The organism is Candidatus Margulisiibacteriota bacterium (assembly GCA_028715625.1).
In the GTDB taxonomy this organism is placed as follows: domain Bacteria; phylum Margulisbacteria; class Riflemargulisbacteria; order GWF2-35-9; family GWF2-35-9; genus JAQURL01.
Genome location: JAQURL010000019.1, coordinates 15103 through 40638, shown reverse-complemented (window position 1 = coordinate 40638; position 25536 = coordinate 15103). Strand labels below are relative to the sequence as shown.

At 40.5% G+C, this 25536-nt stretch carries 39 protein-coding genes and 1 tRNA gene; 13 read left to right on the top strand and 27 right to left on the bottom strand.

The annotated features are described in order from the left end of the window. Positions 1 to 732: 732 nt before the first annotated feature. Genes PHV30_04620 through PHV30_04605 form a run of 4 tightly spaced genes read right to left on the bottom strand, consistent with a single transcriptional unit; the run spans position 733 to position 2405 of the window. Positions 733 to 1152: a hypothetical protein gene (locus tag PHV30_04620; GenBank protein ID MDD5456299.1), complete on the bottom strand. Its 420-nt coding sequence runs from the start codon at positions 1150 to 1152 to the stop codon at positions 733 to 735. A 1-nt stretch (position 1153) separates the two neighbouring features. Then, entirely contained in the window at positions 1154 to 1474 is a 321-nt protein-coding gene (locus PHV30_04615) for a hypothetical protein (GenBank protein MDD5456298.1), read from the bottom strand. After that, positions 1474 to 2034, bottom strand: a complete 561-nt coding sequence (locus PHV30_04610; GenBank protein ID MDD5456297.1) for an RNA polymerase sigma factor — start codon at positions 2032 to 2034, stop codon at positions 1474 to 1476. Before PHV30_04610 ends, PHV30_04615 begins: the two co-directional genes overlap by 1 nt. A gap of 26 nt (positions 2035 to 2060) precedes the next feature. Continuing rightward, the gene (locus tag PHV30_04605) at positions 2061 to 2405 is read right to left on the bottom strand and encodes an EF-hand domain-containing protein (GenBank protein ID MDD5456296.1); all 345 of its coding nucleotides are present in this window, start codon (positions 2403 to 2405) and stop codon (positions 2061 to 2063) included. Between the two features lie 332 nt (positions 2406 to 2737). Here PHV30_04605 and PHV30_04600 point away from each other — a divergent pair, with 332 nt between their 5' ends. From PHV30_04600 to PHV30_04585, 4 genes are all read left to right on the top strand, one after another. After that, positions 2738 to 3589 carry an EF-hand domain-containing protein gene (locus PHV30_04600; protein ID MDD5456295.1) on the top strand — a complete coding sequence of 284 codons (852 nt, stop codon included), beginning with the start codon at positions 2738 to 2740 and terminating at the stop codon, positions 3587 to 3589. A 13-nt stretch (positions 3590 to 3602) separates the two neighbouring features. Then, the gene (locus tag PHV30_04595; protein MDD5456294.1) at positions 3603 to 4130 is read left to right on the top strand and encodes an EF-hand domain-containing protein; all 528 of its coding nucleotides are present in this window, start codon (positions 3603 to 3605) and stop codon (positions 4128 to 4130) included. Between the two features lie 87 nt (positions 4131 to 4217). Next, positions 4218 to 5009: a class I SAM-dependent methyltransferase gene (locus PHV30_04590; GenBank protein MDD5456293.1), complete on the top strand. Its 792-nt coding sequence runs from the start codon at positions 4218 to 4220 to the stop codon at positions 5007 to 5009. After that, the gene (locus PHV30_04585; protein ID MDD5456292.1) at positions 4997 to 5656 is read left to right on the top strand and encodes an HAD family hydrolase; all 660 of its coding nucleotides are present in this window, start codon (positions 4997 to 4999) and stop codon (positions 5654 to 5656) included. The genes PHV30_04590 and PHV30_04585 overlap by 13 nt, the downstream gene beginning before the upstream one ends. Positions 5657 to 5667: 11 nt before the next feature. On the opposite strand, the gene PHV30_04580 is transcribed toward PHV30_04585, so the two are convergent. From PHV30_04580 to cbiM, 6 genes are all read right to left on the bottom strand, one after another. Next, positions 5668 to 6009 carry a hypothetical protein gene (locus PHV30_04580; GenBank protein MDD5456291.1) on the bottom strand — a complete coding sequence of 114 codons (342 nt, stop codon included), beginning with the start codon at positions 6007 to 6009 and terminating at the stop codon, positions 5668 to 5670. A gap of 206 nt (positions 6010 to 6215) precedes the next feature. Continuing rightward, positions 6216 to 7007 (bottom strand): ABC transporter ATP-binding protein, encoded by a 792-nt coding sequence (locus PHV30_04575; GenBank protein ID MDD5456290.1) that lies wholly within the window; start codon positions 7005 to 7007, stop codon positions 6216 to 6218. Next, positions 7001 to 7864, bottom strand: a complete 864-nt coding sequence (gene cbiQ, locus PHV30_04570; GenBank protein MDD5456289.1) for a cobalt ECF transporter T component CbiQ — start codon at positions 7862 to 7864, stop codon at positions 7001 to 7003. Before cbiQ ends, PHV30_04575 begins: the two co-directional genes overlap by 7 nt. Next, complete coding sequence (locus PHV30_04565; protein ID MDD5456288.1) at positions 7864 to 8490, bottom strand: hypothetical protein; 627 nt, start codon at positions 8488 to 8490, stop codon at positions 7864 to 7866. The genes cbiQ and PHV30_04565 overlap by 1 nt, the downstream gene beginning before the upstream one ends. Further along, positions 8487 to 8834: a PDGLE domain-containing protein gene (locus PHV30_04560; protein MDD5456287.1), complete on the bottom strand. Its 348-nt coding sequence runs from the start codon at positions 8832 to 8834 to the stop codon at positions 8487 to 8489. Before PHV30_04560 ends, PHV30_04565 begins: the two co-directional genes overlap by 4 nt. Continuing rightward, complete coding sequence (cbiM, locus tag PHV30_04555; GenBank protein ID MDD5456286.1) at positions 8831 to 9508, bottom strand: cobalt transporter CbiM; 678 nt, start codon at positions 9506 to 9508, stop codon at positions 8831 to 8833. The genes PHV30_04560 and cbiM overlap by 4 nt, the downstream gene beginning before the upstream one ends. A 136-nt stretch (positions 9509 to 9644) precedes the next feature. Between cbiM and nikR the strand changes: the two genes are divergently transcribed. From nikR to PHV30_04525, 6 genes are all read left to right on the top strand, one after another. After that, entirely contained in the window at positions 9645 to 10046 is a 402-nt protein-coding gene (nikR, locus tag PHV30_04550) for a nickel-responsive transcriptional regulator NikR (protein MDD5456285.1), read from the top strand. 207 nt (positions 10047 to 10253) lie between these two features. Then, positions 10254 to 10661 carry a transcriptional repressor gene (locus tag PHV30_04545; protein ID MDD5456284.1) on the top strand — a complete coding sequence of 136 codons (408 nt, stop codon included), beginning with the start codon at positions 10254 to 10256 and terminating at the stop codon, positions 10659 to 10661. Further along, positions 10658 to 11506 carry a metal ABC transporter substrate-binding protein gene (locus PHV30_04540; protein ID MDD5456283.1) on the top strand — a complete coding sequence of 283 codons (849 nt, stop codon included), beginning with the start codon at positions 10658 to 10660 and terminating at the stop codon, positions 11504 to 11506. Before PHV30_04545 ends, PHV30_04540 begins: the two co-directional genes overlap by 4 nt. A gap of 1 nt (position 11507) precedes the next feature. Next, positions 11508 to 12284 (top strand): metal ABC transporter ATP-binding protein, encoded by a 777-nt coding sequence (locus PHV30_04535; GenBank protein ID MDD5456282.1) that lies wholly within the window; start codon positions 11508 to 11510, stop codon positions 12282 to 12284. After that, positions 12277 to 13077, top strand: coding sequence for a metal ABC transporter permease (locus PHV30_04530; protein ID MDD5456281.1), 801 nt, complete (start codon positions 12277 to 12279; stop codon positions 13075 to 13077). Before PHV30_04535 ends, PHV30_04530 begins: the two co-directional genes overlap by 8 nt. Positions 13078 to 13120: 43 nt before the next feature. Further along, the gene (locus PHV30_04525) at positions 13121 to 14035 is read left to right on the top strand and encodes a DUF882 domain-containing protein (protein MDD5456280.1); all 915 of its coding nucleotides are present in this window, start codon (positions 13121 to 13123) and stop codon (positions 14033 to 14035) included. A 6-nt stretch (positions 14036 to 14041) separates the two neighbouring features. Here the strand turns inward: PHV30_04525 and PHV30_04520 are convergent, their stop codons facing one another. The 17 genes from PHV30_04520 to PHV30_04440 are packed head-to-tail and all read right to left on the bottom strand — an operon-like array spanning position 14042 to position 24048. Next, the gene (locus PHV30_04520) at positions 14042 to 14902 is read right to left on the bottom strand and encodes a hypothetical protein (protein ID MDD5456279.1); all 861 of its coding nucleotides are present in this window, start codon (positions 14900 to 14902) and stop codon (positions 14042 to 14044) included. After that, positions 14899 to 15645 (bottom strand): DUF1007 family protein, encoded by a 747-nt coding sequence (locus PHV30_04515; protein ID MDD5456278.1) that lies wholly within the window; start codon positions 15643 to 15645, stop codon positions 14899 to 14901. The genes PHV30_04520 and PHV30_04515 overlap by 4 nt, the downstream gene beginning before the upstream one ends. Before the next feature lie 14 nt (positions 15646 to 15659). Next, positions 15660 to 16247, bottom strand: a complete 588-nt coding sequence (locus PHV30_04510; GenBank protein ID MDD5456277.1) for a methyltransferase domain-containing protein — start codon at positions 16245 to 16247, stop codon at positions 15660 to 15662. Between the two features lie 7 nt (positions 16248 to 16254). Further along, the gene (locus PHV30_04505) at positions 16255 to 17025 is read right to left on the bottom strand and encodes an Mrp/NBP35 family ATP-binding protein (GenBank protein ID MDD5456276.1); all 771 of its coding nucleotides are present in this window, start codon (positions 17023 to 17025) and stop codon (positions 16255 to 16257) included. A 14-nt stretch (positions 17026 to 17039) separates the two neighbouring features. Beyond that, complete coding sequence (locus PHV30_04500; GenBank protein MDD5456275.1) at positions 17040 to 17663, bottom strand: class I SAM-dependent methyltransferase; 624 nt, start codon at positions 17661 to 17663, stop codon at positions 17040 to 17042. Next, positions 17660 to 18013: a DnaJ domain-containing protein gene (locus PHV30_04495; protein ID MDD5456274.1), complete on the bottom strand. Its 354-nt coding sequence runs from the start codon at positions 18011 to 18013 to the stop codon at positions 17660 to 17662. The genes PHV30_04500 and PHV30_04495 overlap by 4 nt, the downstream gene beginning before the upstream one ends. 21 nt (positions 18014 to 18034) lie before the next feature. Further along, positions 18035 to 18838 (bottom strand): MBL fold metallo-hydrolase, encoded by an 804-nt coding sequence (locus PHV30_04490; GenBank protein MDD5456273.1) that lies wholly within the window; start codon positions 18836 to 18838, stop codon positions 18035 to 18037. Continuing rightward, entirely contained in the window at positions 18831 to 19727 is an 897-nt protein-coding gene (locus PHV30_04485; protein ID MDD5456272.1) for an ARMT1-like domain-containing protein, read from the bottom strand. The genes PHV30_04490 and PHV30_04485 overlap by 8 nt, the downstream gene beginning before the upstream one ends. Positions 19728 to 19730: 3 nt before the next feature. Then, positions 19731 to 20096 (bottom strand): iron-sulfur cluster assembly scaffold protein, encoded by a 366-nt coding sequence (locus tag PHV30_04480; GenBank protein MDD5456271.1) that lies wholly within the window; start codon positions 20094 to 20096, stop codon positions 19731 to 19733. Then, a complete protein-coding gene (locus PHV30_04475) occupies positions 20078 to 20932 on the bottom strand; it encodes a P-loop NTPase (GenBank protein ID MDD5456270.1) in 855 nt (284 codons plus the stop codon). Before PHV30_04475 ends, PHV30_04480 begins: the two co-directional genes overlap by 19 nt. Continuing rightward, positions 20932 to 21765 (bottom strand): ATP-binding protein, encoded by an 834-nt coding sequence (locus PHV30_04470; GenBank protein ID MDD5456269.1) that lies wholly within the window; start codon positions 21763 to 21765, stop codon positions 20932 to 20934. Before PHV30_04470 ends, PHV30_04475 begins: the two co-directional genes overlap by 1 nt. A 1-nt stretch (position 21766) precedes the next feature. Beyond that, entirely contained in the window at positions 21767 to 22129 is a 363-nt protein-coding gene (locus PHV30_04465; protein ID MDD5456268.1) for a NifB/NifX family molybdenum-iron cluster-binding protein, read from the bottom strand. 13 nt (positions 22130 to 22142) lie between these two features. Next, a complete protein-coding gene (locus PHV30_04460; GenBank protein MDD5456267.1) occupies positions 22143 to 22490 on the bottom strand; it encodes a NifB/NifX family molybdenum-iron cluster-binding protein in 348 nt (115 codons plus the stop codon). 34 nt (positions 22491 to 22524) lie between these two features. Next, positions 22525 to 22740, bottom strand: a complete 216-nt coding sequence (locus PHV30_04455) for a DUF5320 domain-containing protein (GenBank protein ID MDD5456266.1) — start codon at positions 22738 to 22740, stop codon at positions 22525 to 22527. 36 nt (positions 22741 to 22776) lie between these two features. Then, positions 22777 to 23067, bottom strand: a complete 291-nt coding sequence (locus PHV30_04450; protein MDD5456265.1) for a ferritin family protein — start codon at positions 23065 to 23067, stop codon at positions 22777 to 22779. Between the two features lie 4 nt (positions 23068 to 23071). After that, positions 23072 to 23701, bottom strand: coding sequence for a class I SAM-dependent methyltransferase (locus PHV30_04445; protein ID MDD5456264.1), 630 nt, complete (start codon positions 23699 to 23701; stop codon positions 23072 to 23074). Further along, positions 23683 to 24048 carry a DUF134 domain-containing protein gene (locus PHV30_04440; GenBank protein ID MDD5456263.1) on the bottom strand — a complete coding sequence of 122 codons (366 nt, stop codon included), beginning with the start codon at positions 24046 to 24048 and terminating at the stop codon, positions 23683 to 23685. Before PHV30_04440 ends, PHV30_04445 begins: the two co-directional genes overlap by 19 nt. Positions 24049 to 24333: 285 nt before the next feature. Between PHV30_04440 and PHV30_04435 the strand changes: the two genes are divergently transcribed. The 3 genes from PHV30_04435 to PHV30_04425 all read left to right on the top strand — a co-directional run bounded on the left by PHV30_04435 (position 24334) and on the right by PHV30_04425 (position 25431). Beyond that, positions 24334 to 24708, top strand: a complete 375-nt coding sequence (locus PHV30_04435) for a hypothetical protein (protein ID MDD5456262.1) — start codon at positions 24334 to 24336, stop codon at positions 24706 to 24708. Between the two features lie 216 nt (positions 24709 to 24924). Beyond that, positions 24925 to 25119: a hypothetical protein gene (locus PHV30_04430; protein MDD5456261.1), complete on the top strand. Its 195-nt coding sequence runs from the start codon at positions 24925 to 24927 to the stop codon at positions 25117 to 25119. Positions 25120 to 25355: 236 nt separating this feature from the next. Further along, positions 25356 to 25431: transfer RNA gene (locus PHV30_04425), tRNA-Ala, on the top strand. Positions 25432 to 25536: the final 105 nt, after the last annotated feature.

Genomic DNA, 25536 nt, shown 5'->3' with positions numbered 1-25536 from the left:
TTATGGTTATTTCCCTGTTTGTTCTGATTGTGATGCCTGGGCCGGGTTTTACCCTGCTCGCGAGTTCAGACAATTTTCAGATACCATAACTGTAGGCGTTCGCCCTGCAAACATCATTGCTTTTAAGACAACTTAAATCTAACCTTCGTCTTTCTCCCTTCATTTCCCTTCGTCATACTTCGTCAGGCTCAGTATGACGCCTTTCACGTTTCAACTTTCACCTTTCACGATTCACGATTCACGCTTCACCCTTCACCCATCACCCTTCACCCATCACCCTTCACCCATCACCCTTCACCCTTCACCCGTCACCCTTCACGTTTCACTTTTATCCGTATTCCCCCCGGCGCATAGTGAAAGAGCCGTAGAATTGTCTGCATTTGTATTTTTAAACGCACCATTGCGAAAGCCTCGTAAAATGGCCCTATCGGATGAACAGAATGTGTATTCCGTATTTTTTCCGGCGCATAGCGAAGGAGCCTTAGAATTGTCAACGAATGCAGCGTAAGCCCGTCAGGACAGACGGGCTAAGGCAATCGAGGCAGGATGCCGAGTTTGCCTGTTAGCATAATGAGTTGCTACAATTCAAGGCTCTGAAGCATAGCGCCTAGCATTTTCTTTTCTCTCTTTTCTTTGTGGCGATGACAAAGAAAAGAGAATAGAGTTTTGAAAACTTTTCCCAAAAGTTTTTTAATTTGCATTCTTTTCCTAAAAGAATTTTATTTTATAGAATTATTGTGGTGGCGGCGGAGGGGGAGGGGGCCTGAAACCTCCGCGTTCCCTCAAGTGTATTTTGTTGAACCTTTCTTTTTGAGCCGGAGTCAAAACCAGATCAACTTCCTGCTGGATTTTTTTATTCAGGGCATCAAATTCCTGTCTGGTACGCTCCATATTCTCTTCCATTTCAGGTTTATATTTTTTAAAGATTTCATTTATTTGTTGCTGTTGTTGTTGCGACAGCCCCAGGTCCCGTGCCATTTTTTTGCGCAGGAAATCCTCGCCGCCATGGTGACGAGGCGGAGGCCCGCCTGGTCTGCCCTGGAAATGTTCCGGTGGAAAAAAATAAAAACTGTTCCGGCCTGAAACCAAACCTATAGCCAGTATCAAACAGGAATACAAAGCCAGATAGATATAAAATTTTTTAGTCATCATTTTAAAGCTCATACATCATTGTCATCATGGTAAACTCATCAGACATTTTACCCGATAAGATCAAATGTTCAAAATAAGATTTGGGTTGATAGAGATGATAAACATAACTTTCAGCGGTTAATTGCTTGTATGGAGAGGACAGAAGGGAAAATGAACACACCAGTAAAAAAACAGCAGTGGCCATAAATAAAGGTTTAAAAAGAATTTTTGTCTGTTGGTTTTCTGTGATCCTGTTCATAATCCTGTACTTCAGGTCTGCGGACGGAGTAGCGCTTCTGATGTGTTTAAAGTATTTTTCTATATTTTTGGTTTTATCTATCATTATATTTCACCTTGTCTTCTCAGTTTTACCCTGATTTTTTCTTTTGCTCTGGAGAGCCTGGATTTTACTGTCCCTATGGATAGTCCGGTAACACCGGCTATTTGCTGATAGTCCAATTCTTCTATTTCCCTCAATACCAGTACATCTTTATATTTGTCGGGAAGAACTGCCAGCGCCGAATAAAATTTGTCCAGGGTTTCCCGGTTTTCAACATCTTTTTCAAAACCGGCCGGCTCTACCGGAACTTTATGCTGCCTTGAATCGTAAAGCCAGTCCAGAGATATAAACCCGATTATTTTTCTGCGCTTGAGAAAACTTTTACAGGTATTGGCTGTGATCCGGTAAACCCAGGTGGAAAAGCTGGACTCCAGCATATAATTTTTAATGTTGTTATAAATTTTTATGAACACCTCCTGTGTAATATCCTCAGCGTCCGAGCTGTTGCCGGTATAACCCACGGCCAGTCTGTAAATTTTGTTTTCAAAACGATCTATCAATTCAGAAAAAGCCTCGATATTGCCTTCTTTAATTATTTTTACTAACTCTTCATCAGCCGCCATTTAAAATATTATACTACCAAAATTTTCTAAGTTGCCTGTGTAGCGCCGGACGTACTATTGTTCATATTTATATCTGTCAGCAGGACCTCTGGAGTAGGTGGCGGCGGCATAATGCCCACTGGTGGAAGGTGTCCGTGATGGTCCTTTTCATCTTTTCTGTGTGATTCCAGAAATTTAAGTAATTCGGTTTCATCTACGGTACCATCCTGATTGCTGTCTATTTTTTGGTAAAGCCTGGCAATAATATCTCCGAATTTTTTATGTTCCGGTGCAGTGGAATCGGTTCCATTCACAGCGGACAAAATACCCGGCTGATTAATTTTGATAATATCGGACGATTCGATCGGAGAAAGGTTTGCTGTACTGCTCATAATTTGCCTCCAACTTATAATATAATCTAAGTTTTAGACTCCTGAAAACGAATTTTGTTCCAATTATAAACTGCCTGTTCTTTCGATGAATACTTATATTGACAGATTTTTTTATATTCATATTATCTACATAAGAGTACAGGTAGTTTTTTGGGACAATAGCTCCCGCAAATTTCACGGAAGAAATTGGATTTAAACCACATAAGGCATATCTTTGTCTGTGTTGGAAATTGATAAAAAAAGCGGAAAGGGGGTGTGATTTTATTATTTTAATTACCAGGACAGGCAATTTAGCCATTCACGGAAGAAAAAATATTTAAGGGGGGGATTTTATGATAGGTTCAATCGGTTCTTCCGCGAACGATATGGCAACCAGAATGTGGAACAGATTGATCAAAAATGACAGCGATGGGGACGGCAAAATGAGCAAGGCGGAAATGCAGACAGCTTTTGCCAATATGCCGGCAGCTCCAGGTGGTGCTCCAAGCTTTGATGAAATATTTTCTCAAACGGATACAGATGGAGACGGCATGATTTCTCAAGACGAGTTTTCCACGTATCAGAAAACGCGCAAACCGCCAGGACCACAAGATGGAGGGGGAACATCCATTTCTGATATGCAGGAAAAAATCTGGCAGTCCATATTGTCACAGGCTGACAAAGATGGAGACAGCGCTATAAGTAAATCAGAGCTGGAAAGCGCGCTTTCTTCCACCTCTTCGTCTTCGGAAACAGCATCTAAAGCAGATGATCTTTTCGCCCGGATAGATACAGATCAGGATGGGAAAATGAGCGAAGCTGAATTCAGCACTTTCATGGAGGCCCATAAACCTTCCGGGGGAGAGGCTCCGCCGCCGCCACCTCCGGCTGCAGAGTCAGGCACTACTGACGACCCGCTGAGCAGCGGGACGTCTCTATCCGGATTGCAGCAGAAGCTTTGGGAAGCAATGCTGGCCCAGACCGATACGGACAGTACTTCCACTACAAGCGCATCCGCTGTTTCCGGAACCAAATCGGCTGATCTTTTTTCAGCTATTGATACCAGCGGAGACGGCAAGATCAGTGAGGACGAATTTGACAATTTTTCTAACTTGTTAATGCAACAACTGCAAGCTTATCTGAATACATATTCAGCTGGTATGTCCAATTACAGCAGTGCTTTGTATTCAGAATATACAGCTTGAAAGGAGGGTACAAATGGTAAATGATATCAGTTCTTCGGCCAGCGATATGGCAGCCAGGATGTGGAGCCAGATGCTGAAAAACGATACGGACGGAGACAGCAAACTGAGCCGGACGGAAATGGAGCAGATGGCCGCTAATATGCCGGCGTCCAAATCCGGTGAAGGTCCGGGTATGGACCAGATGTTTGCTGAAGCCGACACCGACGGAGATGGTTCTATTTCCAAAGATGAGTTTGCCAGCATGATGAAAAATCATAAACCGCCTGAGGGTGCAGGCGGCAAAGGTGGACCGGGAGGTGAGGGCGGAGTTCAGGGGGGGGCTTCCGCCGCTACTTCGTCTAAGTCGCTCAGCAAAGCTTTTTCCGCTATCGATACCAATCAGGACGGCAAAATCAGCCAGCAGGAACTGGAAGCCTACCTGCTGAAACAGCTTGAAAAAAGTCAAAACGACGGCACAAGTTCCGCTACTTCGTCTGCAAACCTGGACACTGAGTCCGATAACGACGATACAGGGTCTTCCACCCTTACGGTAACAGCCTGAGCATTCATTTCCCCGGCGCGTTTTTCGTGCCGGGGATTACTCAAAATATTCTTGATTTCCTTGCGTATCCTGTGAGATATTAGGTGTATGTTAAGTGAAGATCAATATGCTGATTCGGCTAAATACGAGGCCCGTCTTTATATAAACCGTAAATTCAAGACCAATCCCCAGTCCAAGTTTAAATGGATATTCGAGCATTTTCCTCAGAAGGAAAATCTGCGGGTGTTGGAATTAGGCTGCGGCACTGGATTGTTCTGGCTGGCTAACCGTAACGAGATACCGCCGGGCTGGCAAATAATACTTTCGGATTATTCCGCTGGAATGCTGGAAGTTACCCGCAAAACTTTATCCAACCTGCGTCAGAAATTTGAATACCGGGTAGTAAATGCCGAGGACATAGATTCGCCGGACAAAGAGTTTGATATCATCCTGGCCAACAATATGCTTTATCATCTAGACAATCGTTCCAAAGCCCTGGCCGATATTTACAGGGTACTAAAAGATGACGGGGTATTTGTGGCTTCCACCATGGGCAAAATGGACATGTGGGAACTGAACTTGCTCTTAAAAGATTTTCTGGCCAAACAAAACCGCGAGTACAGCTCCGGAGAATTCGCTTTTTCGCTGGAGAACGGTCAGGCCCAGTTGCAACCATTTTTTCCCAATGTAACGTTATACAGGTTCGAGGACAGGCTCAAAATAGACGAAGCCCAGGCTATAATTAATTATTATTTATCTTTTAACAACATGCGCGAAGGTCTTGTTGTATTAAAAACCGAAGAGGTGGAACCTTTTCGCGACTACCTGAATAAGATACTGGGAGAACGCAAAATAATTGAGGTAACCAAAGATTCCGGAATGTTTTTATGCAGGCGTTAGCAATTATTTTTGACTTGGACGGCACTTTGCTTGATACTCTTGATGACATTGCCGATTCCATGAACGCCGCTTTGAGTACTTGCGGTTTTCCGCTGCATCCGGTAGGGGCTTATCGCGATTTTATAGGTGAAGGGCTGGACACACTGGTCCGTCGCGCTTTGCCCGAACCGCACAGGGATCCGGAAACCGTGCAGCGGTGTCTGCAGCAAATGCGTCATGTTTATGGCAGCAATTATGCTGTTAAGACCAGGCCTTATCCGGGGATTGACCTTCTGCTCACAGAACTGCGGCAAAGAAACATAAAGCTGGCTGTGCTTTCCAACAAACTGGATGAGTTTACCAGAATAATGATCAACAAATATTTTCCGGCTCATCATTTTGAGTCCGTATGGGGAGCCAGAGTAGATGTACCTATCAAGCCCGACCCTGCAGCTGCTCTGAGCATTGCCGCGGATTTGCAGCTTGCGCCCGGCCAAATAATCTTTGCCGGAGACAGCCTTATTGATATCCAAACAGCCCGTAACGCCGGCAATATTCCTGCCGCGTGTCTTTGGGGCTATACATCTGCCGCCGTGCTGCGGGCCGCAGGTGTAAATATATTGTTAGAAAAACCGGTTGACCTGTTGAACTATATAAATATAGTGTGATTAAAGATAATTTACAGCATATTCATTTTTGATGTACCATAATTATCTAAATTTTTTGTCGGATTATTGAAAGATTTTGTTGTTATTTCTTTCATTAATTCTATTATTTTAGGATCTTTTGCAAAAGCTGCAATTGTTAACGAAAGTCCTATTGTTTCTTTTTGAGGCTTTGTCAGAACAGGATCTTTATCAACAGCAATTTGCGCTGCTTTAATTTCTGCTAAAGACATTCTTTCAACATCCTTTGCATCAAAAACACCATCTGGTTTACCTGCTTCACCGGTTTTATCAAAAGGTGTTAATCCCGGACTTTTTGCTGTGTTTACGCTCCAATTTGTATTAATGTCTGCCATTTTTTCCTCCATTTATAAAAAATATTCCAATAAGTTTAATCAGTAATTATTGTTCCCCGGGAAAACTATTTTTAAACATATTTTTTTAAATAACTATCAGGGGAGCTGTTGAAATTGAAAAGAGTTGGTAAATATTTTAGCCGGATTGATAATGTTATAAAGGCATAGAAAAACCAGTTTGAGTGGAGAGGAATTTAAGCTGTCCGTCAATTTTCATGAGGATGTATATGCGGCTTTCCCTTACTGATATGTTTGTGAATATGTACGAGATTGTTATTTTCCAGGAACTCCCGGTCGTGCAATATTTCTTCAACCGGACCGTTACGAATGATGGAGTTATTCCTTCCGAACACTATCACCTTATCAGCTATTTCATTTACAATCTGCATATCATGTGTCGCCGTAATAATTGTTTTGCCCTGTTCATTAGCTTTATGGATAAGGTCAATAATATGCCTGACAGTATGAGGATCAAGCCCTGCTGTCGGCTCATCCAGCAGCAACACATCCGGTTCAATAGCCAGGACAGAGGCAATGGACACTTTTCGTTTTTCTCCGATGCTCAGTTGAAATGGGACCCGATGAAGTAAATGTTCGATGTCCAGTATTTTTGCTAACAACCGAATACGTTCCTGAACAACCTTTTTATCAACACCCAGATTAAGCGGACCGAACGCAATATCTTCCTGAACAGTGGAGCAAAATAGTTGAATATCCGCATTTTGGAAAACCAGCCCCACTTTTTTACGAAATTCAAAAGGATTTTTATTAAGACTTTCTTCTGTTAATGAGCTCCCCAGGAAAGCGCAGCTGCCTTCATAAGGAAATATCAGACCATCCAGCAAACTGAGCAGCGTTGATTTCCCGGTCCCGTTAGCACCGATAACGGCCAGTTTTTCGCCCTGATGAATATTCAGATTGATATGGCTCAGCGCGATTTGTTTGCCTGGATATGCGTAACTTACATCCCTTAACTGAAACAGCGGTTGTTTTACCATTGATACTCCAATTTCATCAGGATCAGACCAAATATAATGACTCCCGGCAGCCAAAGCCAATCTGCAATCTTTGTCTGATGCTGTGTCAATATAACAGGGTTCCCGGTGTAGCCTCGGGACAGCATGGCGTTATATATTTCTTCGCTCATACGTACCGAACGTCTCCAGGTTGTAGCCATACTCCCGGTTACAAGCCGTTGACCTCGTTTGTGCTGAGTCACCTTGCCTACCCGGCTCTTAATAGCTGTGAAGCTATTTTCAACAATGGTTGCGTAAAGATAGATGTACCGGTAACACATGGATAATGTCATCACAAAGATTTGGGGTACCCTAAAAGTACGAAGTACCTTGAGCAGTTCAGTATGACGTGTTGTCAGAGAAAGTAAAACCACCAATGAAACAGTCGTCGCGATACGTGTGACAAACAATAATGCCCCCGCTAGTCCTGATTTGGTTATGGATAGAGTTACTCCCCCCAGGTTCATTGACCAGAGACTTGCTCCCGGTGTTATAAAACTGAAGAGAGAGGGAAATACCATGAACAGAGAAAATAAAGGAATAAACAGCCAGGTTCTTCCAAGAAAAAACAGCAGGGGAATATCCGCGATAAAGGTGAGCATGAGGCAAAAGCAGTAGATACATCCGATAAGAACATTGTTCTTCAAAAGAACAGCAAGCATAAGTAAAAACAAAAACGATACTACCTTAATACGCGGGTCAAGCGTCTGGAGAAAAGCAGGGCGAGCAGCATATTCCTCGTAAAGTGTGGCTTCTTTAATAAAAGAAATCGCGCCAAGGATAGACCCCTCCAGAAAATCATGTTTCCGGAGGGGGAGTTTTATACTGCGAAATACCATTAGAAGTTGTATGTTAAACCGAATGCTGTGCTTTTGTAAGTCGGATCACTATCCGGATCAAAGGTAAAAGACAGGTCCCATAAAATATTGCCCAGAAAATAACGGGATCCGGCAAGATAACTTTTTGCTCCTTCGTCGGAACGGTATTCAGCCACAATATCGAACAGACCTGGAATAATATGAGCATCAATAGCCAGTCCGCTGGACCAGCTTTGATTGCCGGCTTCATAACCCCAGTTCAAGTTGAACTGCAGATTATCCAGGGAGGCCGTGTTCAACCATATAAGTTGCGCGCTGGAGTCCCCGTCTTTGTCTTTGCCAAGATTCAACGCCAATCCCATATCTACCATTCCGCCGACCTTATCGGCAAAACGATATTTATTCAGCACAGACATGTCGCAGGGGAATTTACTGCCATCGGTTTTATGGGATATATTAAGGTCAATTTCCCAGATGTCGCTCATTCCTCTTTTAAAAGTAAAGGTATGCGTATCTATATTATTGTAATTATACTCAAAGCCATAAGTATCTCCGGGCTGAGTGCCCGGGTCATCTGTTGTTAGCGGTCTTGCTGCGAAGACAACGCCTAAAGTAAGTAATAAAATTAGCAGTTTTTTTGTCATCATAATTCTCCTTGGTTTTCTTTTCTTTTGAGAAATTTGCCTATTGCGTAAGTTATTACCGCTACCGCCGCTATGCCAACAACTGCCGACACAATATATGAAAAGCCAAGCAGTTGAAGAGGCTTCTCTTCCCATCCGATAAAGCTGTAATCCGGAAGCGGGGCCTTCCATAGTTCCGAGAGTTTCGCAAACCCGGAAGGTACATATCCTGCAAGCTTTTGTATGGTTTCAGGACCCCATTCACCCCAGGCGTCACCGGCTTTAAAATGAGCAGGTAAAATTAATCCTAAGGGACACAATGCAGCAAATATTCCCAGACCGATCCATAGTTTTTTAATTTGGTTCATGATGGTTCTCCTGTGAATACATCGTCATGTTTTTGAAGATAGTTAATTACCAGCGCGGTTACGATTGCCTCTACCCAGCCGAATAAAATCAGGTGTTCGCCTGCCATCGCAGTCACAGCAACCTTTATTCCATAAGGACTATATAACGCTTGACCGGAAGCTGTATGAAACAGCAGCGGTTGTATGCCGAACTCAAGGCCCGCTATAGCCGCTGCCAGACAAATACCCGCATAAGCGCCGATACCGGCAGAAAACACTCGTCGTTTTGAGCCGGGCGTAGACTTCCCGCTCAGCAGCTTGTAAACAAAATAGCCTGCGAACGGAAGTACGAACGCCATATTGAAACAATTCGCGCCAATAGCGGTTATTCCTCCGTCCCCGAACAAAAGGGCCTGAATGACCAGCGCGACAGTAATCGCGATACACGCAGCCCAGGGCCCTAACAAAATTGCCACCAAACTTCCGCCAACCGCATGACCGGTTGATCCTCCCGGTATCGGTATATTGAACATCATAATTACAAAGCTGAACGCGGCCCCGATTGCCAAATAGGGCACTTGTCTCGCTTTCAAGCTTTGTTTCACCTTGTAGGACGCGGTCATCCATACCGGGACCATGGCGCCATAAAATGCCGCGCAGGTTGATGGGCTCAGATAGCCATCAGGTATATGCATAGCTTTCCTCCTTTATTGATGTAGTAGTTTAAACTTGAACAACACGTGTTAAATAAATGATAACACGATTTATAAAATAGTAATACTGATATTTTAAAAGTTTTTTTATCGGATAATCAGTGCTAGTATATAGCTGATGGATAAGGTTATTCGTTATGGCATTTCAATAGATAAAGAGCTGCAGCAGCAGTTTGACGGTTATATTCATAACAAGGGATACAGTAATCGTTCGGAAGCAATAAGAGATTTAATACGAGAAAAAATTATTTCCGAAGAACACCGGGACTTGCAATCTCAGGCCAGGGGTTCAATCAGCCTGGTTTATGACCATCATGTGCCGGAATTGTCGAGCAAATTGACCGATATTCAACACAATTTTCAGGGTTCTATTATTTCTTCCATGCATGTTCATTTAGATCATCACAACTGTATGGAAGTAATTGTGGTAAAGGGATCGATCAAAGAACTCGAACAGTTATCCAATGCCCTGTCCATCATAAAAGGTGTTAAGACCGGCAAGTTAACCCTGATTTATTAAGCTTTCCGAACAATCCTTTCATTCCCGGCCTGTTATTCGTTAAGCCTATAAAAAGCTTGCAAATAGAAATCATTTCTGTTTAAATTGGATCCATGATTGTTTCTCTTGCTCTTGAATTACAGGTTTTTGCGCTCAATGTCCTGGCCGGATCAGTCATGATCCTGTATTACCAAAGATCACATTTTAATAGAAAACACAGTCAGACCTATGCTTGCCAGACTTTATAAATCCACACCCAAACGTCGGGCTATTCTTGACCTGTTAGAAAACTCTGAGACTTATCTTTCACCCGAGCAAATATGGATGAAGCTGAAAGAAAAGTTTATAAAAATCGGACTGCCCACAGTTTATCGGAATCTTGAGAGCCTTGCCGGCATGGGGAAAGCTCAGGTCATCTTAACTGAAAATCGTCAACTTCACTATTACCGATGCCACGACAGAGACCATCACCATCATTTTGTTTGTAACAGTTGTAAAAAAGTTTTTGAGCTACCCACATGTCCTGTACGGACAATAGAAGCTGCTTTTAACTATCAGGTGAAAATTGAGTCGCATATTTTTCAGGTAAACGGTTATTGCCGGGAATGTAATAAACAGGGGAGGAAAGCAGTTTGAAAAAGATTATTTTGATTCTGCTCGGTATCGGTTTATTCATGAGCGTTGCCCAGGGTGAGGTTAAACCCGTGCGGATATTAACCTCGTTTTATCCTGTCTATATTATGGCAATGAATGTGACCGATGGAGTGCCTGGTGTTATTCTTGAAAACCTTACCAGGCCCATGACCGGATGTTTGCACGACTACTCAGCGACTCCGGATGATATGAAACGTATTGCCCATGCTGATATTTTTATTGCCAATGGGCTGGGAATGGAAAGTTTTCTGGACCAGGCCGTAAAAACAAATTCCAGACTTGCGGTGGTTATTACAACCAAAGGGATTAAACCTTTTCAAGACAATGCTCATGTATGGGTAAATGTCGCGTTAGCGCAAACCCAGGTGCAGAACCTCGCGGATGGACTCGCAAAATATGACCCTGTGCATGCTGCTCTCTACCACAAAAACGCTGATCGATATGTTGCCAAACTTCAAAAACTGGAAACAAAAATGCAACAGGAGTTAGCTCCTTTTCATGGTACAGCCATCATTACGTTTCACGAAGCGTTCCCGTATTTCGCTCAGGAGTTTGGGCTAAAAATTGCCACTGTTATAGAGCGTGAACCTGGAAGTGAACCTTCGGCCAGGGAACTTGTGGATACTATCAAGATCATTCGTAATCACAAGGCCAGGGCTATTTTTACCGAGCCGCAGTATTCAGGCACAGCCGCCAATACAATTGCCGCTGAAACTCATATCCCGGTCTATGTACTGGATCCGGCTGTAACCGGCGCTTATGATAAAGATGCTTACCTGAACATAATGCGGGCTAATCTTCTAACTCTGAAAAAGGCTTTGAAATAATATGGAAAATATAGTTTGTAAACATTGTTGTACCAAAATAAAAAACCTGTCCGTATCCTTAGAGGGTAAATCTGTTTTGAACGACATTAATCTGCATATTCACTGCGGACAGCTTATGGCTATTGTAGGTCCTAACGGTGCCGGTAAAACTACACTGCTCAGAGCACTTTTGGGAGAAATTAAATATCAAGGCAAACTGGAGTTTGATTTTAAAGGAACAGGTAATCTGAAAACTCCGAAGTTCGGTTATGTTCCCCAAAAAATAAATCTGGACCCGGGCTCACCGATTAGTGTTTTAGATGTTTTGAGCGTTCTTCTGACACGCGCCCCGGTTTGGCTGCATACTTCCGGAAAAATCAGAGAACGTGCTGTCTATGTACTCTCTCGTGTAAAAGCTGAGAAACTTATTGATAAATGTATCAGTACTCTTTCAGGAGGCGAGCTTCAACGTGTATTGCTTGCCATGGCTATAACCCCCGAACCTGAACTGCTTCTTTTAGATGAGCCTGTTTCCGGAATTGACCTTAATGGACTGGGTTTATTTTACGAACTGGTTGATGAGTTAAGACATAAAATGGATATGGCCATTATTCTTGTTTCGCACGATATTAAGGGTGTGTCAGCTTTTGCCGATACGATGGTTTTTTTGAATCACCACATTTTAGCGCAAGGCAAACCCGCCGATGTTCTTGCTAATGCTGAGCTTATCAAGACCTTTGACATGGTTCAATGGGGTAATCCTCATCATCTTTATACCGAGGGGGATCTCCATGTTTGATTGGCTGAATTATGAGTTCATGAAACATGCCCTTATCGCTATAATTTTGGTCACGCCGATGTTTGCGCTTATGGGCACGTTGGTGGTTAGCAATCGGCTTTCCTTTTTTTCAGATGTAATTGGACATTCCGCGTTAACCGGAATAGCCATCGGGGTTATTTTAGGGTTAGCAAATCCCACACTCAGTATGCTGGTCCTGGCTGTGATCCTCGCGATTCTCATTAATATATTAAAAACAAAAACAAAAACATCTTCAGATACCGTACTGGGGGTTATCTTCGCTGTTATTGTGGCGACAGGTGTTGTTATACTCAGTCTTGGCGCGGGATTTAGCAAATATACTGTCTACCTTATCGGCGATATTCTTTCTGTAACACCTCATCAACTTTTTGAATTTGCGGTTGTTGAGATAGCAGTATTGGTATACTGGCTCTTTTGGGGCAACAAACTCTTCCTTTTATCATTCAGCCCGGTTATTGCCCGAAGTCGCGGACTTAAAGTATTCTGGATCGAAACAAGTTTCGCGGTGCTCCTGGCTGTTGTGGTCACGCTTTCTATTCGTCTGTTTGGAATTCTTATAATAAACTCGCTGCTTATCCTGCCGGCTGCGGCTGCGCGCAATTTTGCAAAGAATATAAAAAACTATGTTTTTATTGCCACTGCCATTAGCCTTCTGTCAGGAATATCAGGCCTTATTACTTCATATTATTTGGGTTCCGCGTCAGGAGCTACGGTGGTATTATTTTGCGGTGGTTTTTATTGCCTTTCACTTTTAATTTCATTACGGAAGTAAAGAAATATTGTATAAATAAAGGAGGTTCTTTACGGGTAGACATTTGGGGATCACAACCGCTACTATCATTATCTGTTTTATTTGGACAGTTAGCTTTTGCAGCAGTACCATATTACTTGAAGATATGTTCCGTGGGACAAGCGGAAAACTCGAAGCGACATTCACTTTACCGGATTCTCTTATTGTCCAAAACCCTGTACCGGGACTTAAAGTAAAATATCTCTCAGATACTGAGGAGGAATCTGTTGCGACAGAATTTAAGGCCCCCAAGAAACCGGGAATATATCAGATCCTCCTTGAAAATAATGGAGCATATAAAGTTCTGGAAAGACTGAGACTCATAACTATTTTACCTTTTTCATCCAAGAAAGATGGTCGTATCGGTAAATGTTTTATGGGGATCTGGCCCTACGAGAAGAATTCAGCAATGCCCGTTGCTTATGTCAATCCCGCCGGTTTTATCGAAGTAACGATGAAAAACATTAACCAAAGAATCTCCAGACATTTTAAACTTTGTGACTTTGTGGATAAAGACCAGGCAAATGTCTGGCCAAAGTATCTGGTGCTTGACCCTCGCCTTGTAGACAAGCTTGAACTCATTATTGATGAGTTAACAAGGCAAGGATATGCCATTAAGAATCTTGCGATTATGTGTGGCTTTCGAAGTCCCCATTCAAACGCGACATTTGGTGATCCCCGTGGACGTGGCAAGCTTAGCAGGCATATGTTTGGGGACGCTGCCGATATCTATGTGGATAACAATAACAAAGGCTGGATGAGCGATTTGAATCAGGATGGTTGTGTTGATATTAAAGATGCTCGTATTATAGCTCAGGCTGCTGAGCAAGTAGAAGCAAAATATCCAAAGCTATCAGGAGGTATCGGCATCTATCCCGGCAATGGCGCACATGGACCTTTTATACATGTAGATGTAAGAGGTCACACTGCCCGATGGTAATAATGTTTAAGATATAGTCGCTAGAAGAAAGAGTCCTGAAATGACTATAATTAATAACGCCCCTAAAACCGATAAAACTCTTTGAGCCTTCAAATAAACAGGTTTTTCCCGGAACATTTTTGTAAGCACTGAATCTTTTCCAAATGATACCACTATTCCCACCAATGATAAGGTTACTGCCATTCCTAAAGCCATAAATATTACCGAAGATATGCCGACCATCAGGCTTTCCAGGGCAATTGAAAAAGCCAGTATGACGAGGGCTCCCGGACAGGGGACCATTCCTGAGATCGCTGAAACCGATAATAATCTGGTCAAATTAAATTCCTGTTCATCATTTTGTTTCTTAAATGCTTTAACTAACATCAAAAACCCAATCAGTAAAAGCAAGCCATAACTGATAACCAGAGCCATATCCCCGGTAGATGAAAATGAAGACATCAGTGGCAGTTTTAAAATAAAATATATTACAAATGTTAAAATTATAGCTGATAGTGAATGAAGTAAGGCAAAGCTAATTCCATATATAAGCGGGTGATAAAACCTGCTTGTGGTATTAATAAAATAACTGGCGGCCACGATTTTCCCATGTCCAGGCCCCACTGCGTGAATAACCCCATATATAAAAGAAACGGCTAACAGGATAATCCAGAATTTAGGAGAGCTAACGGTTTTTATTTTTTTACTCAAAACAACCAGCTCTTCTTTTAAATGTTTTTGTGCCAGATTGATCATACTTAACATCTGATTATCGGATATAGCGGGAACATGGCTGGACTTAACAGGCTGCAGGGTCATAAAAGGATTGGCCATTAGCATGGTTGAACTAAAAGCTATTAATATGAACATATAAATTAATTTTTTCACTTTTTTACCTCCATAATAGAGATTAAATTGTCAGCAATTTTATATGTATACTTATTATCTTCAATAAAAGACACTCTTGTTACTTCCAATGCTGTGAAGTTAGATGCGTCAACTATCTTTAAACTCGCTCCTTTCGCTGGGAACATAAAGGGTAGAAAAAAAGAGTATTTAATTTTACTACCTGTATTAAAGGTTAAGTATTGTATAATATCCTCGGGTTGGCCTTTTATATTACTTCTAATCCAGGCGAATATTTTCTTTTTATCTTTTATAAAAGAATCTTGGAGGGTATATTTATTATCTATGTAGCTATTGCTAACAAGGAAAGTCTTAAGTTTGCCGACAGCATCCTGCCCAAAATACTCCTGTATATCTTTTAACTGTAAGGTGCTGACACCCTTGCCGACAGTAAAACTTTGAACCTCTTTGAATTTTAAACTGCTTATTTTAGTAAAATAATTAAATTCTTTAAGATTGTCAAAGGCTGCTGTTTTAAGTTTTTTTGTTTCATCAGCAGAAAACCGCTGGTCGCGATCGGTGTCATAATCCATATAAATCGTACTGCTGAACATTTCATCAAAGGTCCAGTCGTATTGTATACCTGTTATATTGTCATTCTTGGTATGGATAACAGCCTCAACATCAACAAATAAATGGGGATGACTAAACGCAATCGTGGGTACAAGTAGTATTATTATAGTGAGCCATTTTAGTGCATTACTTTGTCTAAAAATAGAAGACATCAACCAACCCTCACCTAAAGATATCTTGTCATTTTTTTTGCGGTTATATAATAAAAAAAATTATTATAGTCATAATCGGTTATTTTGGTGAAGCCAGCTTGAGGAATAATAAGCATCGCATCTGTTTTTGAAATACGGTCGTGCCTATTACGATCTTCTACTGTAGGTTGTCTAATCCACTCAATAATAGCTAGGGTTCCGCTTTTTTTTAAAGCGGCATGAGCCGCCTTTATAAATCGTAGTTTACCTTCTATTTCATGTAAAACCAGACTTATTAATACAAAATCAAAATAATTCTCGCTAACTCCAAAACTATATTCTTTTGAAATAATAGTTTCAATGTTATTTGTTGAAGCATTACTGATTCGTGCTTGTAACTCCTTTATCATTTCTGGGGAAGTATCGACAGCGGTTACCTTGCCTGATTCCCCAACAATTTCCGCAGCCGGAAAAGAAAAATAGCCGATTCCCGCGCCAACATCAAGCATTCGATCATTGGATTTTAGCCCCAATTCCTGTAATAACTTTTTTGGAGGCAATATTACCCGTCGTTCGGGGTTGTCTAACCTACTTATATTTTCACTCTTGAATTTGTGTGTCATATTTACCTTATTTCTTTAACTTGGTTTCTATGGTCGTAACGATCTTGCGAAATTCATCCGCGGCCGGGGTCTTCCCTTCTACTACAAATGATTTACCTTTTTCCGCTGATTCCATTATTAAGCTTTCAAAGGGTAGTACCCCGAGTACATCAATGTTCATTTCCTTGGCGATTCTTTGTCCGCCACCAATTTTAAACAAATCAATTAACTCACCACAGTGCGGGCACTTCAAGCCGGACATATTCTCAATGAGACCCAAAATGGGCACATTAATGGCATTAGCGAAATTAATCGCTTTTTTGCTGTCAATAATGGCCATTTCTTGAGGAGTAGTTACAATAACTATGCCATCCAGGCCAGGTATAAGCTGACCTATGGTTAAAGGCTCATCGCCTGTGCCGGGAGGTGAATCTATTAGTAAATAATCCAAATCCTCATCCCAGATTACATCTTTTATAAATCGTTTTATAATGCCTGTTTTTAAAGGACCTCGCCAGATAAGCGGCTGGCTGTCGTTTTCAAGTAGGCCGGCTACGGTAATTATGTTAATGCCACTCTTAGTTTTAAAAGGCATTATTTTGCCTTCTTTGTTAGAAGTATGTCGGACATTGTCTAGTCCGAATAACTTTGCCTGTGACGGCCCATGCAGGTCGATATCCATTACCCCTGTTTTATACCCCCTGGCTGTTAATAGGGCTGCTATATCGGCCGTTACGGTACTTTTACCAACCCCACCTTTATTGCTCATGATCATTATTTTATTTTTAATATTATCCATGATATTTCCTCCTATTATTTCATCGCCTTAATTCCAACGAAGCTGCCTTTTCCATAGCCCTGAACAATTTTATCAATTCCTGTCAGGTTGTCCGGCCCTGTAAAAAGAGTTTGTTTAACAAGGTATTCCTTAAAATTATTCTCTGTTAATAGCCGGATAACTTCATCCGTATCGAAGAATCTGGCATGTTTATAAAACTTGCTTTTTGTTTTTTCCCTTTGGTACTTTTTTCCCATATAGCTGTTTTTGTCAATGAAACCTATTATTATTACCCCGTCAGGTTTAAGAATGCGGTATATTTCCTTAAAAGATTTTTTAATGTCATCAACAAAACATATGGTGGTTACCAGTAGGGCATAATCAAAGAAATTGTCGTTAAATGGTATTTTTTCAGCTTTCGCCTGCACAACATTCAATCCTTTGCTTCTGCTAATTTCCGCCATTTTATTTGACAGTTCTATACCAACTTTGATCTTTAGAGGCACAGCAAATCTTCCGGTCCCTATGCCTATTTCCAGGCCAACGCCTTTTTTTGGTATTAAACTTTTTATTAATTCCAACTCTGATAAATAGATAAACTTATTTTTTTCAAACCAATGATCATATTCAATCGCATATTGTTCAAAAGGTTCGATCATACCTGCGGTTCTCCCGGGCCCCACAAAGGGTCATTGCCGTAATTATTCCTCCACCAGGCTGCATATTCAGCATCAGAAGTTTTATCAAAAGACCTTTGGTTTTGTTTCACATAATCTTCCTTCTTAAATGAGAATCTATAATTCTGGCAATATTTTGCGATTAACTCATATGCCTTCATTATCTCCACGGTTTTCCAGTGTGAATCAGGGTCTTTGCTGTTCGTGTCAGGGTGGGCTTGTTTGATCCTATCATGATAGTGTTCCTTTATTTCTTTAATAGTCGTAATTTCATTTAAGCCAAGAAGTTTCCTGGCATTATTTATTTTTTCAAATTCTTTGTCTGCCAACATATAATTAATAGTTCCTTATATTTATATTTCAAACTTATCCCCGGTATTAAAGTTAAAAGCTGTGCCGGGTGATAAGTATTTTAACAATTTATCACCGGTACAATGAGATATTCCTATATTAGCTATTTTGTAGCGGTTAAGCTTTCCCGCGATGCTTTTATTTTCTCCTTCAGACAGTTTCGAGAGATGCAGTCCGCCTAACAAGGTATAAATTTTATCCGTCTTATTAATCTCAATTGCTTTATTTATTATATTAATAATTCCGGAATGGGAGCAACCGGTTAAAATAACCAGTCCTTTTTTAGTGTTAAAGGTAACGATAATTTCATCATTAAAATAATCAGGCTGAAACCTGTCATTGATTTTAATATAAAAATCATTTTGATTATTTTGTTTTGAGAAATCACAAACAAGCCTTGTGCTATCATCTAATACAAAAAATGTACATAACTTCAAAAATTTAATTCTATTTCCAAGTTCATACTCGGTTTCATCAAGCTTTATGCCGATATACTCATGCCGGTCGTTTATCTTTTTGTACTTTTTATTAAAGAAATGCTGGTGTACAAAAACTGTTTTGTCATCTAACAATTCTAAACCGCCGGTATGATCATAGTGGCTATGTGATAGAATGACTTTATTAATGTTCGTTATATCTATCCCAAGTGTTTTAGCATTTTTTAAATATTTATCACTTGCCCCGGTATCGAAAAGATATTTTTTGTTATCCGCTTCGATAAATAAAGAAAAACCATGTTCCGCTTCCAGATCAGAACGCTGGGAATTGTTTTCACAAAGAACGGTTATTATTAAATTGTTAATCATTTTTTCTTTCTAAATATTGGGTTAAGACAACAGTTCCTTTATCTGCTTTTACATGACTTGCCACTACATCGCATTTCACCACAAAAAGGTAGTAAATCCTGGGGTCGCGACAATCAGATAAAGACTCAAGGTTCCCCTGGCCCTTACTAATGATTAAATCAGCTTGTTTAAACTTAGATAAGAACTCAGGTGAAGCATTCTTTAAAACGGTCCCAGGGGTATCACAACCACTTGATATTACGGTAACAATATCTGCAAGGCCTACTGCCTCAGCATCCTCATAAGTTGCATCATTTATAACCGGTTTGGCCCTGACAGTAAACGTAACCTTTTTTAGTGGATATTGCCTAATAATTTCTTCAATAAACAGTTTGTCAAAGACTATTTCCCCGCAGTTATCCCCGATATAAAGTATGTTTTCTGCTTTCGCAAAATCCTTATAAAAGCCCTTGTAGTCAAAGAACTGGCTATCTTCTAAAGAATACTTGTCACATCTCTGCAATATTTCTTTTATTTCATTTTCAAGGTTAATATCATGTTTGGCTCCATAATCAATAATGTTTCCGGCAATTGCCAATTCCAAAGATTTGAGAAGCTTGTCGCTAGAGAATTCGAGCAAAGCTTTAAGCTTACTATAAATTGCCAGTACTTCTGTGTTGCTTTCCTTTTTTAATTCGAAAAAAGGGTCAAGCACAGTTGTATGTTTTAAAATAATTTGTCTTAACTTATTAGCAATCTCCGGAGGGGACAATTTAAAAGAAATTATTTCAAGCTGTGCCTGTATCTCGTTGGATAAACTATTTTCAAGTTCCTTACTATAGCTCAATAGCTTCGAGTAGTTCTTTATTTGTCTTAAAAAACAGGGTATACAACCGGTCGATGTTTTCATGTTTTATTCCATTATTTCCATCAAATATAAAGCTATCGCTCTATAAAGAACACTTACGGCAAGAATATTGCAATGCGCATGGTCGGCAGGTGTGGCGCAGGTATCAAGTACATTTTTAGCTGAAATATCCATGGCTTCATAAATAGTTTTTTTACAAGCTAATTCGGCTAGGGCCAGCGCACATATTTTTGTATATCTGCAGCCCGTGGTAAATACTTTTATATCTGTAATAATATTATTTGTTATATCCATATATATTTCTATTTCATCACCGCAGGGCCCCCTTAAAACGGCTGATACATCACAGCAATTCATTCTGCCGTAATATTGACCCGGTTTGGTTTTTACCGTTATTTGATTTCCTCCCATATCTTTTTTATTATAGTGTTTATTTCATGGTCCGGAGCAAATTCGGTTATTACCTTTCCCGCAACAAGTGATTTTACCACTATTTCATCATAAGGAATTTTCGCTATGCATTTTAATCCCTGTTCATGACAGATATTTTCAATTTCCTCGGTATTTTTTAAATTTATGTCGTATTTATTGACAATTACCATTGATTTAACATTAAAATATTTCGCTATCTGTATAATTCGTTTCAGGTCATGGATACCTGATAATGTGGGTTCTGTAACAATAAGCGCCAGGTCAACTCCGACAATCGCGGCATTAACCGGGCAACCTATACCCGGTGGTCCGTCTATAAGAATATAGTTAGCGTTTGTTCCTTCCGCTTTTTTCTTCGCTTCTTTTCTTACCTGCGCTACCAGTTTCCCGGAGTTATCTTCGGCTGTGTGTAAGGAAGCGTGTATCATCGGTATACTGTTTTCGGTACTGGAAATATAATATACACCCGCACAATTTTCTGTTTCGGAGATAGCTGATACAGGACATACATAGTAACAGGCACCACAGCCATCACAGGGAATCCTGTTTATTGTAAAATTATCATTTATTGCATTAAACCTGCATAATTCCCGGCATTTATTACATTTGATACATTCATTAGTATCTATTTTGTATGCTTTACCTGAAAAAAAATTATATTTTTCTTTAATTTTAGGAAACAGCAGCAAATGCAAGTCCGCCGCGTCCACATCGCAATCAGCTACCACAATATTTTTAGCTATTTGTGAGAGACAGGCTGTTAAAGTTGTCTTGCCTGTACCACCTTTGCCGCTGATAACAGTAATTTGCTTCACTATATTGTTTCCATTCTTATATCTTTAAATAGTTTTTTAAATATGCCGGCAAATTTTTCGGTATCTGTTATTAATTCTCCCCTTGAATATGATTCGGCGATCCATATATCATGAGGTATCTCGAGAAGTAGCTTAATCTTTTCCTTTTTACAATACTTTTTTACAGTACTGTCCCCAAGGTCGCTTTTATTAATGACTATACCCAGAGGAAGTTTCAATTTTCTGACAACATTAACAGCCAGCTTCAGATCATTTAATCCAAATGGTGTGGGTTCGGTGACCAGGATAACATAATCAGCTCCCGAAATAGTTTCTATGACAGGACATGATGTCCCCGGAGGTGAATCAAGGATGATATCAGTATCTATGCCGGCAGCTTTTTCCTTAAGTTTTTTTATAACCGGCGGAGACATGGGCTCTCCTATATTTAAACGACCGGTATAAACCCATTTGCCTTTATAAATACCTGTTTCTATTCGGCCGACTTCTTTTGGTGTTTCAACAATAGCCTTTTTATTACAGAAATAAGCGCAGCTGCCGCAGCCGTGACACAGTTCAGGAAATACCAAGACCTTTCGCCTGGCAACAATGATGGCGTTAAAATTACATACCTGGGAACAACGACCGCAAAACACGCATTTGCTCTCATTTATCTCAGGGACCGGAATATAAACCGATTCTTTCCGTATTGTTTCGGTTTTCAGAAAGATATGTCCATTGGGCTCCTCCACATCACAATCCAGATAGATAGCGTCACTTAAAATATTAAAAATGTTCGTAGAAATAAGTGTTTTTCCGGTTCCTCCTTTACCGCTTGCTACAGCAATTTTCATCTCAATGATGGCCAGCCACAGTTGCGTTGGAAACAATATTTAACTTTTTGGCTTTATAATCTGCAATAACCATGTCAATTTTTTTGACCTCTGATTGAAACATTTTTATTCCAAAACCAGTAAGCCCTTTGGTAGCATTTGGGCCAAAGTTACCCGAGATAACAGCCTCCGCGCCTTTAGCAGCGATAATCTGCGCAGCGCTTGTTCCCGCACCTCCCGAAGCGTTCATATTATCATTATTGTTAATGATTTCCATGATCTCATCATGATCAATATCATAAATAATGTAATATTGCGCTCGTCCGAACCGTGGATCCATATCTGAGTTAAGCTCATTCCCAGTCGATGTAATAGCTATTTTCATAATATTTTCTCCTTTAATGACAGTCGCCATGTTCCTTGCAAGATGAAAGCTCACTGGTTGAATTAGTTAAAAATGCTTTAATAGCATCATCGACAGTCCCCGTAAAACCTGTAACGTTGACATTTGCCGCTGCAAATTTTTGTTTTGCTCCCATTCCCATTCCACCGGAAATTACATGTTGTATTTTGTGCTTTAAAATTTCATCAACTGCGATACAACCTCCACCGCCATGTTCAGCATTATTAGGCACTAGTTGTTTGTTCTTAACCTTGTTATCCTCGATATCGATTATAGTGAAAGCCGGACATTGTCCAAAATGCGCAGACACAAAATCTCCATCGGTTGTAATAGCTATTCGCATTGCTTCATCTCCTTAATATAAACGATTTATTAGTTTATCTCTCTGTTGTATCTTTGGTTTTGTTCGTTTCCCAATTCCACGGCATCATGCGGCCCAATCCCATTCCTCTGCTATGGCCCATACCGGCTCCTCGTCCTCGGCCAAATCCAAAAAAATTACGAATAGAACCAGTATTAGGAGCACATGCCCCCATACCTCTTCCGGTCATCGGCCCTTGTCCCATCGGCCCTGTTCCATCTCTTCTTGGCATATTAATCACCTCCTTTCTATTGAAGCCAAATATAAGTTAATCTTTTTTGGACAACTCTTCTTTAACTTCTTTTTTACCTGCTTCCAGTTCCTTTACTTGTTCTTTATCTCTTTCCAATAAAAGAGCTTGAAATTCTCCGACATGAGTCTTTTCTTCCTTGGCTATATCTAAAAGAATTTTTTTTATGCTCTTATCCTGAGTCATGTCCGCCATTTGCTCATAAAGATTTATAGCATCTAATTCAGCTATTAAACCTGCTCTTAATATTTCCAGATCAAGTTTTTCTTTTTTAACTTTTGAAATGTCCAGAGCTATTTTTGATAACATATTTTCACCACCTTTCAGCTATAAATATTATCTGCTCCAAGTCAGCAACTTTTTTTACCTTAAAGCCATAATTCTCTAAATACATTCCCACAATATTAAAGTCATTTGAGCCTTTATCATGTTTTCTGCCTTCCAGGTCATGAGACTTGTTGATTATAGCAAACCCCTTTTCATTGAAATCAGAAATAATAAGTTGTTTCCCCGTCAGGCGCATCATTTCATCAATTACCGTGAAAGGTTTGACAAGGTGATGAAAGGTAAAGGCAGAGATTACCACATCAAAAAAATTATCGGGGAATTTCAACTTTTCCCCATTATCTATAATAAATTCTATTCTATCCGATACATTCTCATACGCCGCATTCAGTGCCGCTATTCTCTGATCAACAGGGTCCAGGTCAATTGATACAACTGTTTTATATTTTTTTGCTATTTCTTTGGTCAGGTAACCTTTCCCTGTCCCGATCTCTAAAACTGTAAGGCAATCCTTGTTTAGTTGTTTAATTATATTCTGTCTGGCTCTAATTTGATCAAATCCCTGTTCTTTGTAAAAAGATAACCTGGACACATATTGAAGGTGGTTATTTTCGATCTCTTCTTGAGTAAAATTGGTTATCATATGTTTTTCCAGCATTGCCCTTTTCTTTTTCTGTTTGCCACAATCGGCATTTCTTTCTTTTCTGTTTTCATCGTAATATTATCTGATGTTTTTATCTCCAATGCTTTTGAAGAATAAAGAGCCTCAGCAATTTTTTTACGTCCTGAATACAATAATCTTTGTAAAGTACTGGCGGATATATTCATTCTTTCGGCTGCCTCCATCTGGCTCAATTCTTCATAATCACATAAATGAAACGCTTCCAGTTCATCTAATTCCAGTGAAATTATTTCCAGCTCAGACAACGGAATGCCGCGGGGTTTGAAAAATTCCGAACCGAAAAATGGCCTGCAATATCTTGGTTTTCTTGTAAAAGGGGACATCTTTAATTACTCCTTTATGTGGGTATATACCCACATAATAGCACTATACATATTCATAATCAATAATAATTATTCAGCAAATAAAACGAAATAATTGCTGGGTTAGAATGATTGTGTGAAACAGTTAAAAGTGATAACGTATTATTAACTTTTCACTTTATATCGGTGAACCGTGCAACATTCGCAGTTCACGCTACGACTTAATTAATGGCTGATTTATTGAAGTCCACTAAGGCAATATTATGAATATACCAGCAGTGCTTAAATGTACTGCTATCAAGAAACTTGCCAAAAAAAGAGAGTGTTCCTCTGGAATTCCGGCAGGTGGTGTTCAAAGATAAAACCCGTGAAGAACTGCTGGCGCAGATAAACACTGCCTCGCTGGTGAGCGGATATGTGGAACTGCCCGCAGATATGCAGCTCAAGTTTCCGGCAGTCGACATCAGACAAGGCAATTATAAAACCATGCAGCAGAATGGCAGCCGGCTGATACTTCGCTATGCAGGCAAAGCCGAACTGGAAAAGCTGGCCGAACGAGAGAATAAGATCGCTGAATATAGAAGTCAGCTGAGTGAAATAGATCTGAAAATTCAGACTATAACCCTGTGCATGAAAGAGCACGAGTTCTTTTATACGGGCGAAGTTAAGGTGAGGGAATGACTCAACCCTGGCCCCTTTCTTTTGATACGCAATAAAGAGGGGTAAAAATGGAGTTATTAAAAAATTAGAAGGCCCCCTCGTTACGCTTTAGCGGAGAGAGGGGTGGCCGAAGGCCGGGGTGAGGCGATAAAGAAAACAGATTGTTTTGCAATCTTTTCTGCAACTTATACCGATCTTCTACGATATTTATAACAGACCAAATAAACAGGGAGTTATATGAAATATAAAGTAATAGCCATGTCAAATAATGAAGCCGGTAATATAGCCAAACCTCTGCTGAAAGCTTTGCTTACCTTTGCCTATATCTATGGTACTACCATGCTTTGTACTGCGGATATAGATGTCACCACAAAACTGCTCTGCGGTATGATTATCGGAATACTCTTCGGGTTGATCATGGTCAGGTGGTAGTTTATTAATTCCCATCTTTGACGAATACTGCCTGTCTGTTATAATTATTTTCTATAAAGAGCCGAAGGGGTGAGCGAGTCCGTAGGACGAAGCGTAACCGAACGAACGCCGACCAGCGGGAGGAAGAGTAGACAGGATGTCTACGGAAGTGAGTGAGTGGGGCCCGATGGAGCGAAGCAGGAAGCGTAGCGACAGCGGGAAAGTCCCCTTGGAAACAGTAACTAGTTGTGTTAATCGGGGCTGTAGCGCAGTTGGTAGCGCATTTGCATGGCATGCAAAGGGTCAGGGGTTCGACTCCCCTCAGCTCCACCATAATTCGAGGACACGCATAATAGGTTTTAGGGTGCTGGGTTAGAGTAATAAATCGATATAGCCGTTAGGCTATATCGAACCCGCGAATGATAAATTTTCCGCTAA

Bases quoted from the DNA above. Each gene is read 5' to 3' on its own strand.
- PHV30_04590 (MDD5456293.1), top strand. From the start codon at position 4,218: ATGTTAAGTGAAGATCAATATGCTGATTCGGCTAAATACGAGGCCCGT.
- PHV30_04460 (MDD5456267.1), bottom strand. From the start codon at position 22,490: ATGCGAATAGCTATTACAACCGATGGAGATTTTGTGTCTGCGCATTTT.
- PHV30_04575 (MDD5456290.1), bottom strand. From the start codon at position 7,007: ATGGTAAAACAACCGCTGTTTCAGTTAAGGGATGTAAGTTACGCATAT.
- PHV30_04600 (MDD5456295.1), top strand. From the start codon at position 2,738: ATGATAGGTTCAATCGGTTCTTCCGCGAACGATATGGCAACCAGAATG.
- PHV30_04445 (MDD5456264.1), bottom strand. From the start codon at position 23,701: ATGCTGGAAAAACATATGATAACCAATTTTACTCAAGAAGAGATCGAA.
- PHV30_04610 (MDD5456297.1), bottom strand. From the start codon at position 2,034: ATGGCGGCTGATGAAGAGTTAGTAAAAATAATTAAAGAAGGCAATATC.
- cbiM (MDD5456286.1), bottom strand. From the start codon at position 9,508: ATGCATATACCTGATGGCTATCTGAGCCCATCAACCTGCGCGGCATTT.
- PHV30_04580 (MDD5456291.1), bottom strand. From the start codon at position 6,009: ATGGCAGACATTAATACAAATTGGAGCGTAAACACAGCAAAAAGTCCG.
- PHV30_04495 (MDD5456274.1), bottom strand. From the start codon at position 18,013: ATGTTGGCAGACAAAGAATTTGAAAAAATAAATAATGCCAGGAAACTT.
- PHV30_04545 (MDD5456284.1), top strand. From the start codon at position 10,254: ATGCTTGCCAGACTTTATAAATCCACACCCAAACGTCGGGCTATTCTT.
- PHV30_04615 (MDD5456298.1), bottom strand. From the start codon at position 1,474: ATGATAGATAAAACCAAAAATATAGAAAAATACTTTAAACACATCAGA.
- PHV30_04500 (MDD5456275.1), bottom strand. From the start codon at position 17,663: ATGATCGAACCTTTTGAACAATATGCGATTGAATATGATCATTGGTTT.
- PHV30_04515 (MDD5456278.1), bottom strand. From the start codon at position 15,645: ATGTCTTCTATTTTTAGACAAAGTAATGCACTAAAATGGCTCACTATA.
- PHV30_04510 (MDD5456277.1), bottom strand. From the start codon at position 16,247: ATGACACACAAATTCAAGAGTGAAAATATAAGTAGGTTAGACAACCCC.
- nikR (MDD5456285.1), top strand. From the start codon at position 9,645: ATGGATAAGGTTATTCGTTATGGCATTTCAATAGATAAAGAGCTGCAG.
- PHV30_04490 (MDD5456273.1), bottom strand. From the start codon at position 18,838: ATGATTAACAATTTAATAATAACCGTTCTTTGTGAAAACAATTCCCAG.
- PHV30_04485 (MDD5456272.1), bottom strand. From the start codon at position 19,727: ATGAAAACATCGACCGGTTGTATACCCTGTTTTTTAAGACAAATAAAG.
- PHV30_04430 (MDD5456261.1), top strand. From the start codon at position 24,925: ATGAAATATAAAGTAATAGCCATGTCAAATAATGAAGCCGGTAATATA.
- PHV30_04470 (MDD5456269.1), bottom strand. From the start codon at position 21,765: ATGAAAATTGCTGTAGCAAGCGGTAAAGGAGGAACCGGAAAAACACTT.
- PHV30_04440 (MDD5456263.1), bottom strand. From the start codon at position 24,048: ATGTCCCCTTTTACAAGAAAACCAAGATATTGCAGGCCATTTTTCGGT.
- cbiQ (MDD5456289.1), bottom strand. From the start codon at position 7,864: ATGGTATTTCGCAGTATAAAACTCCCCCTCCGGAAACATGATTTTCTG.
- PHV30_04595 (MDD5456294.1), top strand. From the start codon at position 3,603: ATGGTAAATGATATCAGTTCTTCGGCCAGCGATATGGCAGCCAGGATG.
- PHV30_04585 (MDD5456292.1), top strand. From the start codon at position 4,997: ATGCAGGCGTTAGCAATTATTTTTGACTTGGACGGCACTTTGCTTGAT.
- PHV30_04455 (MDD5456266.1), bottom strand. From the start codon at position 22,740: ATGCCAAGAAGAGATGGAACAGGGCCGATGGGACAAGGGCCGATGACC.
- PHV30_04450 (MDD5456265.1), bottom strand. From the start codon at position 23,067: ATGTTATCAAAAATAGCTCTGGACATTTCAAAAGTTAAAAAAGAAAAA.
- PHV30_04480 (MDD5456271.1), bottom strand. From the start codon at position 20,096: ATGGGAGGAAATCAAATAACGGTAAAAACCAAACCGGGTCAATATTAC.
- PHV30_04620 (MDD5456299.1), bottom strand. From the start codon at position 1,152: ATGATGACTAAAAAATTTTATATCTATCTGGCTTTGTATTCCTGTTTG.
- PHV30_04605 (MDD5456296.1), bottom strand. From the start codon at position 2,405: ATGAGCAGTACAGCAAACCTTTCTCCGATCGAATCGTCCGATATTATC.
- PHV30_04505 (MDD5456276.1), bottom strand. From the start codon at position 17,025: ATGGATAATATTAAAAATAAAATAATGATCATGAGCAATAAAGGTGGG.
- PHV30_04560 (MDD5456287.1), bottom strand. From the start codon at position 8,834: ATGAACCAAATTAAAAAACTATGGATCGGTCTGGGAATATTTGCTGCA.
- PHV30_04535 (MDD5456282.1), top strand. From the start codon at position 11,508: ATGGAAAATATAGTTTGTAAACATTGTTGTACCAAAATAAAAAACCTG.
- PHV30_04465 (MDD5456268.1), bottom strand. From the start codon at position 22,129: ATGAAAATAGCTATTACATCGACTGGGAATGAGCTTAACTCAGATATG.
- PHV30_04530 (MDD5456281.1), top strand. From the start codon at position 12,277: ATGTTTGATTGGCTGAATTATGAGTTCATGAAACATGCCCTTATCGCT.
- PHV30_04565 (MDD5456288.1), bottom strand. From the start codon at position 8,490: ATGATGACAAAAAAACTGCTAATTTTATTACTTACTTTAGGCGTTGTC.